At 28.6% G+C, this 13,921-nt stretch carries 12 protein-coding genes; 4 read left to right on the top strand and 8 right to left on the bottom strand.

Features of this window, described 5'->3' with window-relative positions; all coding sequences use genetic code 11:
- Window positions 1-41: 41 nt before the first annotated feature.
- Window positions 42-1,124, bottom strand: a complete 1,083-nt coding sequence (locus I1A51_RS11760) for an ETX/MTX2 family pore-forming toxin (RefSeq protein WP_196894129.1) — start codon at window positions 1,122-1,124, stop codon at window positions 42-44.
- A gap of 196 nt (window positions 1,125-1,320) precedes the next feature.
- Window positions 1,321-2,379: a hypothetical protein gene (locus tag I1A51_RS11765; RefSeq protein WP_196894131.1), complete on the bottom strand. Its 1,059-nt coding sequence runs from the start codon at window positions 2,377-2,379 to the stop codon at window positions 1,321-1,323.
- A 330-nt stretch (window positions 2,380-2,709) separates the two neighbouring features.
- Here I1A51_RS11765 and I1A51_RS11770 point away from each other — a divergent pair, with 330 nt between their 5' ends.
- The 3 genes from I1A51_RS11770 to I1A51_RS11780 all read left to right on the top strand — a co-directional run bounded on the left by I1A51_RS11770 (window position 2,710) and on the right by I1A51_RS11780 (window position 6,145).
- Window positions 2,710-3,453, top strand: a complete 744-nt coding sequence (locus I1A51_RS11770) for a hypothetical protein (protein WP_196894133.1) — start codon at window positions 2,710-2,712, stop codon at window positions 3,451-3,453.
- Window positions 3,454-3,586: 133 nt separating this feature from the next.
- Entirely contained in the window at window positions 3,587-4,939 is a 1,353-nt protein-coding gene (locus I1A51_RS11775; RefSeq protein ID WP_196894134.1) for a DUF1800 domain-containing protein, read from the top strand.
- Between the two features lie 18 nt (window positions 4,940-4,957).
- Window positions 4,958-6,145 carry a DUF1501 domain-containing protein gene (locus tag I1A51_RS11780; RefSeq protein ID WP_196894136.1) on the top strand — a complete coding sequence of 396 codons (1,188 nt, stop codon included), beginning with the start codon at window positions 4,958-4,960 and terminating at the stop codon, window positions 6,143-6,145.
- Between the two features lie 70 nt (window positions 6,146-6,215).
- Here I1A51_RS11780 and I1A51_RS11785 read toward each other — a convergent pair whose 3' ends face one another.
- The 6 genes from I1A51_RS11785 to rocD form a co-directional block, all read right to left on the bottom strand.
- Complete coding sequence (locus I1A51_RS11785) at window positions 6,216-8,057, bottom strand: ATP-dependent nuclease (RefSeq protein ID WP_196894138.1); 1,842 nt, start codon at window positions 8,055-8,057, stop codon at window positions 6,216-6,218.
- Between the two features lie 98 nt (window positions 8,058-8,155).
- Window positions 8,156-8,821 (bottom strand): class I SAM-dependent methyltransferase, encoded by a 666-nt coding sequence (locus I1A51_RS11790; protein ID WP_196894140.1) that lies wholly within the window; start codon window positions 8,819-8,821, stop codon window positions 8,156-8,158.
- A 199-nt stretch (window positions 8,822-9,020) separates the two neighbouring features.
- The gene (locus I1A51_RS11795) at window positions 9,021-9,647 is read right to left on the bottom strand and encodes a thiamine phosphate synthase (RefSeq protein ID WP_196894141.1); all 627 of its coding nucleotides are present in this window, start codon (window positions 9,645-9,647) and stop codon (window positions 9,021-9,023) included.
- A gap of 281 nt (window positions 9,648-9,928) precedes the next feature.
- Window positions 9,929-10,663 carry a hypothetical protein gene (locus tag I1A51_RS11800; protein WP_196894143.1) on the bottom strand — a complete coding sequence of 245 codons (735 nt, stop codon included), beginning with the start codon at window positions 10,661-10,663 and terminating at the stop codon, window positions 9,929-9,931.
- A gap of 87 nt (window positions 10,664-10,750) precedes the next feature.
- Entirely contained in the window at window positions 10,751-10,942 is a 192-nt protein-coding gene (locus tag I1A51_RS11805) for a hypothetical protein (protein ID WP_196894145.1), read from the bottom strand.
- Window positions 10,943-11,284: 342 nt separating this feature from the next.
- Window positions 11,285-12,526: an ornithine--oxo-acid transaminase gene (rocD, locus tag I1A51_RS11810; RefSeq protein WP_196894146.1), complete on the bottom strand. Its 1,242-nt coding sequence runs from the start codon at window positions 12,524-12,526 to the stop codon at window positions 11,285-11,287.
- 317 nt (window positions 12,527-12,843) lie between these two features.
- Between rocD and I1A51_RS11815 the strand changes: the two genes are divergently transcribed.
- The gene (locus I1A51_RS11815; RefSeq protein WP_196894148.1) at window positions 12,844-13,434 is read left to right on the top strand and encodes an outer membrane beta-barrel protein; all 591 of its coding nucleotides are present in this window, start codon (window positions 12,844-12,846) and stop codon (window positions 13,432-13,434) included.
- Window positions 13,435-13,921 lie beyond the last annotated feature (487 nt).

The following is a 13,921-nucleotide window of genomic DNA, read 5'->3' on the forward strand; positions in this document are numbered from 1 at the left end:
ATTTTTTCCATTCTACATTCCTAAAAACTATACACGAATATTTATTGATTCGGTGCATTTAATTCTTCATCTGTAAGAGGTACAGCAGGTGATTCTACCGCTTTTACTCCCATATTTGTTACTAAGCTTGCAACTCCTTCCTCTACGATGTCACTTTTTTGGAAATTACTTGCATATAATCCCCAGAAATAATGTCCATCTGCTCTATCTGGATAATTTACTCCAACTAATCCATCTATTTTCACAGGAACTTTATAAGTTACTTCACTTTTTACTTTATCAGCAACAATCACAATTGTTTTTTTACTTCTTGGTGGAACTGTAGCTGTCACAGAACCACTCAAAGTCGTTGTTTCATCTGTTGTTCCTCCAGTAGTTCCTGAAGCTCCAACCGTAATTCCTACAGAAGCTTCAGCTCCTCCAATATCAGGAATTCCAATATTTACTTTTCTGTCAATTGTTAAAGATGCACTAAGAGTTACACTCCAACTTTTAGAATGTCCTCTTTGGTAACTATAAGAAGATGACATTGTCGACTCTTGATCTGATTTATTCACCAATTCTATAGATGTAACATCCGATGGGATTGGTAAATCTAAATTTTCAACAGTTACCACTGGATCTTTAATTCTTACATGACTAGATAATCCTAATCTTTCACTAACACTTGGACTTACTACAGAGGAAATATTTTCTCCAGAATTTAAAGAAATACCATCTGGTTTTTTTCCATCTTTTCTATATAATTCTTTAATTTCATCTTTTCCAGCACTATTATCTGGTTGGAATCCTAATTGTCTTAAATGTGTAATCGTAAATAAAACACTATCATCTCCATCAACTGAGGCTGTAACTTGCCCATTATTTTGACTTCTTTGTTTTGTTCTATCTATAAATATTTCATCATCTACGATGTTCCAACCATCATCAACCATTTCTTCAACAGAATTGAAACCTAAATCTTGTAATGTTGTTCTTTTTTGTTGAGGAGTTCCATTGAACACTGTATTATCTGGTTCGAATGCTTCTTTTTGTACATCTTCGTCTTTACTACAAGCAACCACAACAGCTGCTGTAAATAGTAATAATAGACTTTTCTTTGTGTATTTTACTAGAGTTTTCATTTTTTTAGTTTTATTAGATTTATGAATGGTACTGGAAATAATAATCAAAAGATTGATTTTGAACACCGACTTCAATATGACCAGTCGTCTTAAAATTAGATTAAAAAAACTCCGAGAAAGAATGTAGAACTTTTTCCATTCTACATTCCTAAAAACTATACACGAATTTTAATTGGATTTGTGTTTGAATGTTCTTTTATAAAGGCTCTGCTGGAGATACAACAGCTTTTACACCTAAATGCAAAACTAATCCAGCTACACCTTCTTCTGCGATTTCGCTATTTTGAATCTTACTAGCATCTTGTCCCCAGATATAATCGTCATCGAATTTTTTATATTTTGTCAATCCTACAACTCCTTTAATATCCATCGGAACTTTATATTTAACTTCGCTTTTCTTTCTATCTGCGATAATCATTACAGTTCTTTTACTTCTTGGCGGAACAACAGCACTTACTTGCTCAGAAACACTTGTTAATTCTGATTTGTTTCCTCCTTTTGTTCCACTTGCTCCTACTGTCACACTAACATTTGCTCCAACTGTTGCCATCCCTTCGATACCAACACTTACGTTTGCTCCAACTGTTAGTGATCCACTTGCTGTTACACTCCAATTTGAAACATGTCCTCTTGTATAAGTATAAGTAGAACTCATATTTGCTTCTTCTTTTCCTTCATTTACTAACTCAAAAGTTGTAACATCTGAAGGCATTGGAGCTTCAATAGCTTTTACTGTAATAATTGGCTCTCTTACAACCACATCTGTTTTTACTTTTAAGAAATCTGTCACATTTGGAAATTTCACATCTCCTAAATATTCTGATTCTGAAAAATAAATTGCATCTGGAATTTTCCCTGTATACTCTTGTTTAAATATTTCTTTTAAAGCATTTAAACCATATTTTGTATCAGGTCTATATCCTAATTCTCTCAAATGTTGAATTGTAAAAGGAACTTTTGCTGCTTCTTTATTTTGATCAATTACAAATCTTCCTCTATTTGCTTTTTCCTTAGAAGGAACTGAATCTTCTGGGCTTTCATAGATTATTTCCCAACCGTCTTGAATCATTTCTTCAACTGAAGAATAACCAAACTCATTTAATGAACTTTTTCTTTGCTCAGTTGATTTTTGAATTTCAACTGTATCCGGCTCGGCTGCGCGAGTCACTTCTTCATCTTTACTACAGCTAGCTGCAATAAATAAACTTAAAACAATAGCTGCATTCTTTAAGTTTTTGAAATTCACTTTCTTCATTTTTACTGTAATAGATTAAATTAGTAAATTTTGTTTTTGCTGTATGAAAAGAACGTTGTTCGATTTTCTATTACAAAGATATGACCGGTCGTCTTAAGTTGGTTGTAAAAAAAGTTTAATTAACTTGATTTTAGTATGATAAGCCTATTTTTTAATTTTTATTTTAGGAAAGAAAAGATTTTTTTAACATTTCTGTTTTTAATCTATTAAATGTTAAAATCTAAGTTACAAAAAAGAAAATTTACTACCTTAAAGTTCCCACAGATTAACCTTTTTTTAATAGAATTCAACGTACATTTGCAAAAAATTACATCGCCAATCAAATTTTAAATGAAATTTACAACCTATATCTTTTTTTTATGCTTTTTTCTGTACAATTCTTCTAAAAATTGTAAACAAAACGAACAAGATTTATGTTATATCGTAAAATCTCCTGTAAATGTTTCTACAAATTGGTTAAACAATCCTAAAAAAGGAAAAATTATCGTAGATCAGCAAGTTGGCTATTATAAAAAATTCTATACAACTTATGATTACATTAAACATAGAATTCATCTAAAATATTTGTATTCTGAATGGGGAAATTTGATGATCACACTTAATGGCAATAATTTCTATTTTAAAAAGGATGAATATTTTAAGTTAAATGAAACAGATTATTCTGATGCTTTGGATAAAATGGATTTTAACCATTATACAATTCGTTTCCAAAATGAGAAATATTTAATTTCTAGAGCAAAACCAAACACAGACAGACTTTCAACGAATAATAATATTTATTATGTAATGTCTTTAAGTAATCGAAAAACCAATTATGCTTTTGGAAGTTTTGGTTTTTGTGATAATATTTTTGGTGATTATAATAAAGATGGAAAACTTGATATTGTAATGATTGATTTACTAAAACAAGAATCCAGTAATTATGATAATATAAATGGTTTGTTTAAAGCTAAAATCTTCACTTTTGAAAACGGAAAATTCATTCCAACTAAGAATAAAAAAGGTGCTTTAGAATGTACATATTATTCTTACAATGGAGAAATCAAAATTCTTTCTGGAAATTGGTATTATTAATTTATTTTATAAATTTTTAAAAAACAATACTTTACTATTTTAAACCATTTCTTTTTTGGATAGTCCTAAAATATGGCACGAATTCTGTAATCGGATTCAAAGCCAAAAATTAAACAATAAAATACATCCAAAAATGAAGAAAATAGAACTTAAACACCTTTGCAATCGCGCTGGTTTTGGAAGTATTCCTACAATATTTGAAAAATATAAAAATACTTCTAGAAAAGAAGTTGTAACTATTCTTTTTGCAAAGCATACTGCAAATGAGCCTTTTCAATTAAACTTTGATATTCCACAAAATATCCAAATGTTACCAAAAGAAGAAAAGAAAAAAGCAATCAGAAAAATCACAAAATCTATCCAGAAATTGAATTTTGCATATATTCAAAAACTTGCAAATTCGGATGCTTTTCTTAGAGAAAAAGTCACGCTTTTTTGGCATGGACATTTTGCTTGTAGAACTCGAAAATCAGATAAAGCACAACAATTAAATAATACAATCCGAAAATATGCACTTGGTAATTTTCGTGATTTGGTTTTGGCTGTTGCAAAAGAACCTGCAATGCTTGATTTTTTAAATAATAAACAAAACAGAAAATCGCATCCAAATGAAAATTTCGCAAGAGAATTGATGGAACTTTTCACTATCGGAAGAGATAATTATACAGAAAAAGATATTCAAGAAGCCGCTCGTGCTTTTACTGGTTGGAATTATAATAAGCAAGGTGAATTTGTCATTCGAAGAAAATTCCATGATTATGGAGAAAAAACTTTCTTTGGAAAAACTGGAAATTTTGACGGAACTGATATCATTGATATTCTATTGGAAGATAAAAGAACTGCAAAATTTATTGCTACAAAAATGCATCGCTATTTTGTAAATGATTATGATAATCCTTCTGAAATTGATGCAATTGCTAATGTTCTTTATAATTCTGATTATAATATCACGGAAACTTTAAAATATATTTTCAATGCTGATTGGTTTTACGCTACAGAAAACGTAGGAACAAAAATCAAATCACCAATTGAATTCTTAACAGGATTACATAGAACTTTTTCTATTTCCTATCAGAATAAAAACGCCACTTTTATCATTCAAAAAATGCTCGGACAGGTTCTTTTTCTTCCTCCAAACGTAGCTGGTTGGCCAAGTGGAAAAAAATGGATTGATAGTTCTAGTTTGACTTTACGTTTAAAACTTCCTTCTATCCTATTGAATAATGGAGCAATTCCTTTTTATGAAAAAGGTGATGATGTGGATAATGTTGTTCGACGTGGAAAAGGAAATAGAAAACTTAGAGCAGAAACGAATTGGGAAGGATTTATGGAAGCAACTTCTGATTTTACTCAAGCAGATTTAATTGATTATTTAATTACTCCTGATTTAAGTCCAACCGCAAAAAATATTTGTCAAGATTTAAGTTTGGATAAAAAACAAAATGCAACTGTTTTGGTTTCCTTACCAGAATATCAGATGTGTTAATTAAAAAAGAAAAGAAAAATGAAACGTAGAGATTTTTTAAAAACTACAGGAGTTGCATCTGTTACAATGCTTTTACCAAATTTCTTAAAAGCATTAGAGTTTTCTCCGAGTTTAACTGGACATAAAAAATTAGTAATCATTCAACTTTCAGGTGGAAATGACGGTTTGAATACTGTAATTCCTTATGAGAATGACATATATTATAAAAACAGACCAACAATTGGAATTGGAAAAAATGAAGTTCTAAAAATCACAGACGAACTTGGTTTACATCCGAGTATGAAAGGAATGGAAAAGCTTTTTGAAAAAGGATATGTTTCTATTTTGAATAATATCGGATATCCAAATCCAAATCGTTCACATTTTAGAGCAATGGATATTTGGCACACAGCAAGTGATTCGAACAAATATTTAGATTCTGGTTGGCTTGGTCGCTATTTGGATTCAAATTGCCAATCTTCTCATGAAGTTTTAGAAATTGATACTACACTTTCTTTGGCTTTAAAAGGAGATGCAAAAAATGCTTTAGCTCTGAAAAATCCGAATTCTTTATATCAATTGACAAAAGAACATTATTTCGATTCGCTGATTCGAAATACTTCTGACGAAATGTTGAGCGAAGATAATTTGGGATATTTATATAAAACTTTAGTAGAAACGAAATCTTCTGCGAAATATATTTTTAATACTTCTAAAACCTATGAAAGTAAAACTGAATTTCCCAAAACAGATATCGGTCAAAAGCTTGAAACTACAGCAGAATTGATTAATTCTGGTTTAGACACTTCTGTTTATTATATTTCTACTAGTGGATTTGACACACATGTTTTTCAGGAAAAACAGCAAGAAAAACTTCTTGGAAATTATTCGGATGCGATGCTTTCTTTCGTAGAAGAATTAAAAAAAGGAAACAATTTTAAAGATACATTGATTGTTACTTTTTCAGAATTTGGAAGAAGATTGTCAGAAAACGGAAGTCGAGGAACCGATCATGGAACAGCTGGCCCGATGTTTGTGATCTCTGAAAATCTAAAGAAAAATGGAATCTTTAATGAGGCTCCAGATTTGATAAACTTAGATGGAAATAAAGACATTAAATATCATTTAGATTTCCGACAAGTTTATGCAACTGTTTTAGATAAATGGTTGGAAGTAGATAGCTCTAAAATATTGAATAGTAACTTTCAACATTTAAATTTTATTTAGAAACCAATTTGACTTATTTATAAATTAATTTATCAGGAAAAGCACAGTTTTTAGGCTGTGCTTTTTTGTTTTATACTTTTGTTTTATCAACTTCTACTTCTTCATCTATAACAATATATTTTTCTCTTAATTTATCTAAACCTATAAAATTTTCTAATGAAATTGGAAACAACCTTTCATCAAAATTAAAATTTTCATCTTTAATTAAATTCCAGATAGCAAAACTATTTTTACTGTCAGAATTATAATCTATCACTTTTTCTAACTTTTTAATATTAAAATGCAGATTATTTTCATCAACCATGTCTATTAATTTCCTATTAGTAGTAATCATTCCTTTTATGGTAGATTCTTTTGATGTATATATCTCATTTGATTGTAAATCTTCTAAAGAATCAAAGTTTTTCACTTGATCTATAGATAATTCTCTTTCTTCAAAATCCCAATCAGTTATTACATAATAATCTATTTCAAAATGTTCACACAACTCAATAATATAATAAGCTGTTGCTTTCCCGTGATGACAAACTATTGATATATTTTCAAAGTTTAAATATGTGTCAGCATATTTTTCAATATTTTGTATAGAATCATCATTCTGTATAATCTCTTTTACTTTTTCTTTTATTATATGATTATAAACTAAAACATCATTAGGTCCTTCAACAAGAATTACTTTCTTACTAAATAGCATTCGACTTAAATTAGGTTCAACTGTTTTTATGAATTCATTAAACCTAAACATATTAATTGGCTCATCACTTAACTCTGAATTAGACGAAATTATATTTTCATATTTAAATTCACCAATATCATTATATTTTTTAACTGTTTGATTATTTTCATCCATTTCTAAACGAATAATTCCTTTCGTATCAAAAGGGTCAATCATTTTATCTGAATGTGTTGTATAAATTACTTGATGCCCCTTTTCAGCAAGATTACAAAGAACTGTTTTATAAAAATACTCTTGATGATTTTCATGTAAAAAACTTTCTGGTTCTTCGAATAAAAACAAGCAATTTTCATCATCTGATGATGACTCTGCAATAGCTTGAATTACTGCCATTACAAACATTGAGATATATCCATCACCAAAATGATCAATTGGAACTAAATTACTTTTATTTCCATTTAAACCAACTTTAAATAACATCTTTAAGAAAATATCTTCATAATTTGGTAATCCAAAATCAATATTACAATCATCATTTCTCAAATTAATCATGTAGTTCTTTTGAATTAATTTGATAAATTTTTCTAATTCAGAATCTTTTATAACATTGTTAGTACTATCATTAATTTCTTGATGAAATTGGTTTTTCTTATCATCCATAACTATATCTGAATCAACTATTTTTTTGATATGTTTAGCCAAAAATGATTTTAAATTTCCCCAACTAGTTTTTTGTGTACTAATTTCTTCTTTAATATTATGAAAATTGATATAAAAAATATTGAAATATTTTGTAGCTCCAAAGGCATCCCAATTAATATCATCAACTTCTTCACCTCTTCTTACTATTTTATTTAGTTGATTTAAAGATTCTATTTTACTTCCTTCAATTTCATTACCATCTGTAAAAATTTTTAATCGATGGTAACCAGTTAAAGAAGCATACTTTATTCCATCAAACTTTCTTTCTCGTGAACTTTCTGCTTTTAGTGTTATTTGTGGAATATTATCAATATCTCTATTATGAAAATCATCCAAAGAAAAAGCATCTTTACTTACAAAATTTACTTGTAATCCATAAAGAATTGAATTCATTAAATTAGTTTTTCCTGAATTATTATATCCAATTATAGCAACTGGTTTTTTATATTCTTCATTCGGAAATTTAAAAATTTGGTATTCTTTAAAAGATCGATAATTTTTAATTTCTAACTGTTTTATTCTAATTCTTGACATATGATTAATTTGTTTAATTAACAATTCTAAATTAAACAAACTATAAAACAACACCTTACGGGTTTTCACAATTCATAAAACTTTTTTAAAATAAAAATCTATAGCTCAAAAAACCTAGTCAAAATAACTCCTTTCCAATCATCTTTTGTAGTAAGTAATTGTTTTTCTTTTGTAATTTTAAAATTAAATGGCGGAACTAAAACATCTAATCCGCTTTTCTTTTTCAACCGAATTCCTTGTCCAGAAATGATATCAATATTTGGTGTAAAATCTCCTTCTGGAATATGTTCTGTAAGTATTATATATTTATAATTCGAAAGTTTCTTTAAAATATATTGCACCTCAGCATTCGATAAATGCTGTAAAACTTGACGAAGAATCACGCAATCCGCAGAAGGTAAATCGTCTTTTGCAATATCTAAACAATGAAATTCTAAATTTTCTGCAATAAACATCTTTTGATTTCGTGCAATCAAATCTGGTACAATATCCACCGCAATATATTTCTTTGCAAATTTCACTAACTGATTTCCAACATTGAAATCACCGCAACCTAAATCGCAAACTGTCAACGGAGTTTCAAAAGAATTTAAAAACGCTGAAACAACTTTCACATATGGATTTACAATTTCTGGTTGATGTGAACCTTGACCAGAATAAAATTCCGAATCATTTCCTCCCCAAAGATTCTTCTCATAAATCTGCGTCATTGCATCTTTTGTCGGCCAAGGTTTTTTATTTCTTTTTGGTTCTTTTTTTGTCATAAATTCTTCTGGAAAAATTAGTTTTGTTCGGCTTAGGGATTGCAACGGCATCCTTTTTTGCTTCTCTTCATTGTTTTATTTAAAGCAAAAAAGATATAGTGGAAAGCCCGACTTTGTAGATTTTTAACGAAATAAAATGAAGTTAAAAAATCTACAGAGGAAGCTCCAAAATATCTTTAATTTATCTGTTATTTAATCCTTACATTGTATAACGTTGTTCGTCAATCGAAGAAGATTTCAGCAATTTATGAAACGTTGAAATACTATTAAAATCGCGCGTAATAGCTTCAGAAACTGCGATTCCAGAAATACCAGTTTCTAAAATATCTTCTACATCTTTCGTTTCGATATCTCCAAAACCAATAATTGGCGTTTTTGTATCTAATTCTTTTACAATTTCGGTGTAATTATTTAAGTTTAAATTGTTCTCATCTTTACGAGAAAACGGTCCTAAACTAATATAATCTGCTTCTTTTTTGATTAATGACTTACATTCCTGAAGTGTATTTGCAGTTCCACCGATAATTTGCCAAACATATAAATGTTCTCTTATTTGCTTAAAATTCGATATTGGTTGATCTAAATGTACACCATCGGCTTTGATTTCTTTGGCAATTTTATAATTTCCATAAATCAACAATCGAGTCTGAAAATGTCCTGTGATTTCTCTTGCTTCAGTTGCAATTTTCAATAATTTTTTATCCGAAATATTTTTCAAACACAATTGCACCAATTCCGCTCCAGATGTACAAGCTTTTTGGATGTTTTCAAGATGTTCTTCAGGAGTATTTCCTTGTGATATATAATGTAATTTAGGTATAATCATGTCTTTATTTTTAGAAATTTCAGTTCTTTTTCTATTTAAATTTAAGAATAAAAAGGAACTTTATTTTTAAGAGAGCAAATGTAGAGAAACTAAAGGTTTTATTATCTAAAATGTGTATTATATAATCTAAAATGAAATATTGGTTATCTAAAATTACTTTTCCACGTTCTAAAATCGCTATTCTTTATTCTAAAATGACTTATCGGTTATCTAAAACCACTTTTCTATGTTCTAAAATCGCTATTCCATTATCTAAAATGATTTCATTGAACAAAAACAATTTATTTCTTTAATTTTTTAAATCTTGTTCTCTTTTCTAATTTCATAATTCGATCTTCAAAATAGATTTTCAGTTCATAAATATACGAAAGTGGATTCTCATAGTTTTTCAAAACAAAATATAAATGTGATTCTTTCTCTTCTTGAAGTTCTTCCTCAATTTTGCTTTTCTGATGTTGTAAATATTTTACCATTGAAGTAGGATTTTCAATTGTTTCCACATCTTCTCGAACAGAAATAAAAGCATTTCCACTTAAAATATGATTATATAAATGTTCCAATTCTCGCAAATCACCTTTTTGATATAAATCATTCAATTCAGTCGTCAATTCTTGTGCTTTTTGTTGCGTTTCTTCGCTTTCATTTGCATACTTATCTGGATGTACTTTTACAACACTTTCTTTGTACAACTTCTTTAAATTCTTTTTTACAACCTGATTTGTAGAATCATCGTTCTTTTCAGTAGATTTCGATAGTAATTTTGTAGGTTCTGTGTAGTTTTTTCCCTTTTTCTTTTGTTTTCTTCGCTTTTCTTTCTTTTCTCTTTTTTGTTCTTTATACAGTTTTTCTAAAAAATTAATGTGTTTAATTTCTTCATGTAAAACCATACGAATTTCATGTTGAAATCCATTTAATTCAAATGAAACTTGCTTTAATTCTTCTTCTAAAAGAAAAATTTCTTGCTTTAATTTTGCAATTAATTCCTTATTATTTTCTATTTCTACAACTTCTCTCATAAAATCGATTGCAAAGATATCAATATTCTTTATCTAAATTGTTTTCATCAAAAAAGTCTAATCAAAATAGATTAGACTTTTAAAATTTTATTCTTCATCTTTAGAACTAGAAGTTTCAACTTCTTTAATTTCAACTGATTTAGAATGATCACATCTTAATTCTTTATGCTTTGAATGATCTTTTTCGCAAGTTTCTGAACAATTTTTTTTGTTTGCTCCACACGAAATCATAACAATCGACATTACGGCTATCAGACCGAATAATTTAATTTTTTGCATGTCTTTTAAGTTTAAAATTTCGCGAATTTCGGATTTTATTTCTTTTCAATTGTAAATAAAATGTAAATTCTAATAAACTTTTATAATAAAACGAAAATTAATTGACCTATTTTTTTAATCTTAAAAATCAAAAAGTTTGAAAAGATTAGACGAGAAACTGTTTGAGCGATAGCGAGTTTTTTGAGTCCTTTTCAAATTTTGTAGATTTTGGATTAAAAAAATAAAGTCTTGATTTTTTTGATTCGTTTTTTTATCAAGAAAAAAATGAATAGTTCATTTTCAATAAAAAAAAGCCTAATCACTTTTAAGATTAGGCTTTTAAAATTCTTTATGTAGAAATTATTATTTCACAAACTCAGAAAAAGTTCTTTTAATAATTGAGATACAATCCATTAATTGCTCTTCATTCATAACTAATGGTGGTGCAAAACGGATAATATTTCCGTGAGTTGGTTTTGCTAATAAACCATTTTCTTTTAATTGCACACAAAGATCCCAAGCAGTTGAACTATCTTCTGTATCGTTTACAACAATTGCATTTAATAATCCTTTACCTCTAACTAAAGTGATAAAATCATTTCCTTCAGCAAATTTGCTTAACTCACTTCTAAAGATTTGTCCTAATCTTTCAGCGTTTTCAGCTAAATGTTCATTTTTCACAACTTCTAATGCAGCGATTGCAACTCTAGCAGCAACAGGATTTCCACCGAAAGTAGATCCATGTTGTCCTGGCTTAATTACATTCATTACAGAATCATCTGCTAAAACAGCAGAAACAGGATAAGCTCCTCCAGATAATGCTTTTCCTAAAACTAAAATATCAGGATGAACATTTTCGTGGTTTACAGCTAATAATTGTCCAGTTCTTGCGATTCCAGTTTGTACCTCATCAGCGATGAATAATACATTATGTTTTTCACAAAGTTCTTTTGCTTTTGCTAAATATCCTTCAGAAGGAACATAAACTCCAGCTTCACCTTGAATTGGCTCTACTAAGAATCCAGCAACGTTTGGTGTGTTTTCTAAAGCAGCTTCCAAAGCAGCTAAATTATCATACTCAACTTTTACGAATCCATCTGTATAAGGTCCGAAGTTTTTACGAGCAACCTCATCATTAGAGAAAGAAATAATTGTTGTAGTTCTTCCGTGGAAATTATTTTCACAAACGATGATGTTTGCTTCATTTTCATTGATTCCACGAACTTCATAAGCCCATTTTCTACAAAGTTTAATTGCAGTTTCTACAGCCTCCGCTCCAGTGTTCATTGGAAGAACTTTATCAAATCCAAAATATTCTGTAATATATTTCTCATATTTCCCAAGCATATCATTATAAAATGCTCTAGAAGTTAAAGTTAACGTTTGGATTTGGTCAGCCATTGCTCCCACGATATCTGGGTGGCAGTGCCCTTGGTTTACAGCAGAATAAGCAGATAGGAAATCATAATATTTTTTTCCTTCTGCATCCCATACATAAACTCCTTGTCCTTTTGATAATACTACTGGAAGTGGGTGATAATTATGTGCTCCATATCTATCCTCCAATGCAATTGCTTCAGCTGATGAAATTTTTTCTGATACCATCACTAAATTTTTTAAATTATAAAAACTACAATTCCTTCTTAAAATAGGAGAGAAATCATCCTTAAGTGGCCGCAAATTACTAAATATTTTGGACATTTCTTCCCGACCTTTAAAAAGAATTTTAATCTATTTTTTATTTGGAATGGCAACGAATTTCATTCCATAATTCTATTTTTCGATTCTTGAAACAATAAAGTTTTATTAAAAATACAGACGTTAAATATTCCTTAAACATTTTTGATTCCAGAAATAAAGCAAGAAATTTAATAGTAAATAAAGATTTATAATTAAAATTCCTAACTTTTTAATCAAATAATATGAAAAAATTAATCTTTACTTTAATATTCTTATTTGGAATTACAAATATGAATGCACAAGAACAAGGAACAAGTCAAATTAGTGTTGGATATGGAGTTTTGTCTTCTAATTTAATTATTGATGCTCTTACTGAAATTATTACATATCCAGCTTCTTTAGGAACAATTACCTATGATAATGAAAGTTCTACAGGAAGTATTTTCTTAACTTATAAATATGCAGCTCAAGATCGTTGGATGATTGGAGGAACTTTTGTCTATGAAAGCTTAAAAAAAGATGTAATCGTAGCTGGAGTTAATTCTGGTGAACAAAAAAATAATAGTTATACCATCGCTTTTGAAACAGATTATCGATATATTTCTAGTTCTTTATTTCAAATGTATTCTGGAGCAGGAATTGGTTATACTTTCTCAGATGAAGAATTTACTTCAAGTTCAAATGCGAATAATAATATTAGTGATAATGGTGGAAATGTCAATTTTCAAATTACTGCGCTTGGAATTCGCTTAGGAGATGATATTGCTTTCTTTGCAGAAGGTGGTTTTGGTTATAAAGGAATAATTAATGCTGGAATTAGTTTTCAGCTTTAAAAGAAAAAATCCAATTAGAAATAATTGGATTTTTTTTAACTCATTTTTATTCTAATACTATTTTATAACTCTATTTATTCCCTTTACTTTCTAAGAAAAGCATATAGATTCCTTTTTCATTATCACTTAAATCTAATGCTCCATCTTTCTATAAAGATTCTAAATTCACTTCCATTTTACGCCTTAAGAAATCTACTAAATAAGCATTTTCTATTACATTGATTTCATTATGATTTAAATTTAATTCTACTTTTCCTTTGTCGGATTTGGGAAAACAACAGAAGTTTTTTGATTTTCTCTAGGATGAATTACTTTACAACTTACTCTATATAATGCATTCAATTCAAATTTTGTTATGGCTCTATTATAAATAGCAATATCATCTAAAGTATCTTTAAAATATCTCCAACCTGCTCCAGAAATTTCATCTGTAAAACCTTCAAGTTCATTCGTTAGAATTTGTTGGTCAAATGACTTAAAGCCTAGT

The organism is Aureivirga marina (assembly GCF_015767265.1).
GTDB lineage: Bacteria > Bacteroidota > Bacteroidia > Flavobacteriales > Flavobacteriaceae > Aureivirga > Aureivirga marina.

Excerpts from the sequence above, each read along its gene's own strand:
- rocD (WP_196894146.1), bottom strand. The coding sequence starts at position 12,526 with ATGGTATCAGAAAAAATTTCATCAGCTGAAGCAATTGCATTGGAGGAT.
- I1A51_RS11790 (WP_196894140.1), bottom strand. The coding sequence starts at position 8,821 with ATGACAAAAAAAGAACCAAAAAGAAATAAAAAACCTTGGCCGACAAAA.
- I1A51_RS11765 (WP_196894131.1), bottom strand. The coding sequence starts at position 2,379 with ATGAAGAAAGTGAATTTCAAAAACTTAAAGAATGCAGCTATTGTTTTA.
- I1A51_RS11815 (WP_196894148.1), top strand. The coding sequence starts at position 12,844 with ATGAAAAAATTAATCTTTACTTTAATATTCTTATTTGGAATTACAAAT.
- I1A51_RS11805 (WP_196894145.1), bottom strand. The coding sequence starts at position 10,942 with ATGCAAAAAATTAAATTATTCGGTCTGATAGCCGTAATGTCGATTGTT.
- I1A51_RS11770 (WP_196894133.1), top strand. The coding sequence starts at position 2,710 with ATGAAATTTACAACCTATATCTTTTTTTTATGCTTTTTTCTGTACAAT.
- I1A51_RS11785 (WP_196894138.1), bottom strand. The coding sequence starts at position 8,057 with ATGTCAAGAATTAGAATAAAACAGTTAGAAATTAAAAATTATCGATCT.
- I1A51_RS11795 (WP_196894141.1), bottom strand. The coding sequence starts at position 9,647 with ATGATTATACCTAAATTACATTATATATCACAAGGAAATACTCCTGAA.
- I1A51_RS11775 (WP_196894134.1), top strand. The coding sequence starts at position 3,587 with ATGAAGAAAATAGAACTTAAACACCTTTGCAATCGCGCTGGTTTTGGA.
- I1A51_RS11760 (WP_196894129.1), bottom strand. The coding sequence starts at position 1,124 with ATGAAAACTCTAGTAAAATACACAAAGAAAAGTCTATTATTACTATTT.
- I1A51_RS11780 (WP_196894136.1), top strand. The coding sequence starts at position 4,958 with ATGAAACGTAGAGATTTTTTAAAAACTACAGGAGTTGCATCTGTTACA.
- I1A51_RS11800 (WP_196894143.1), bottom strand. The coding sequence starts at position 10,663 with ATGAGAGAAGTTGTAGAAATAGAAAATAATAAGGAATTAATTGCAAAA.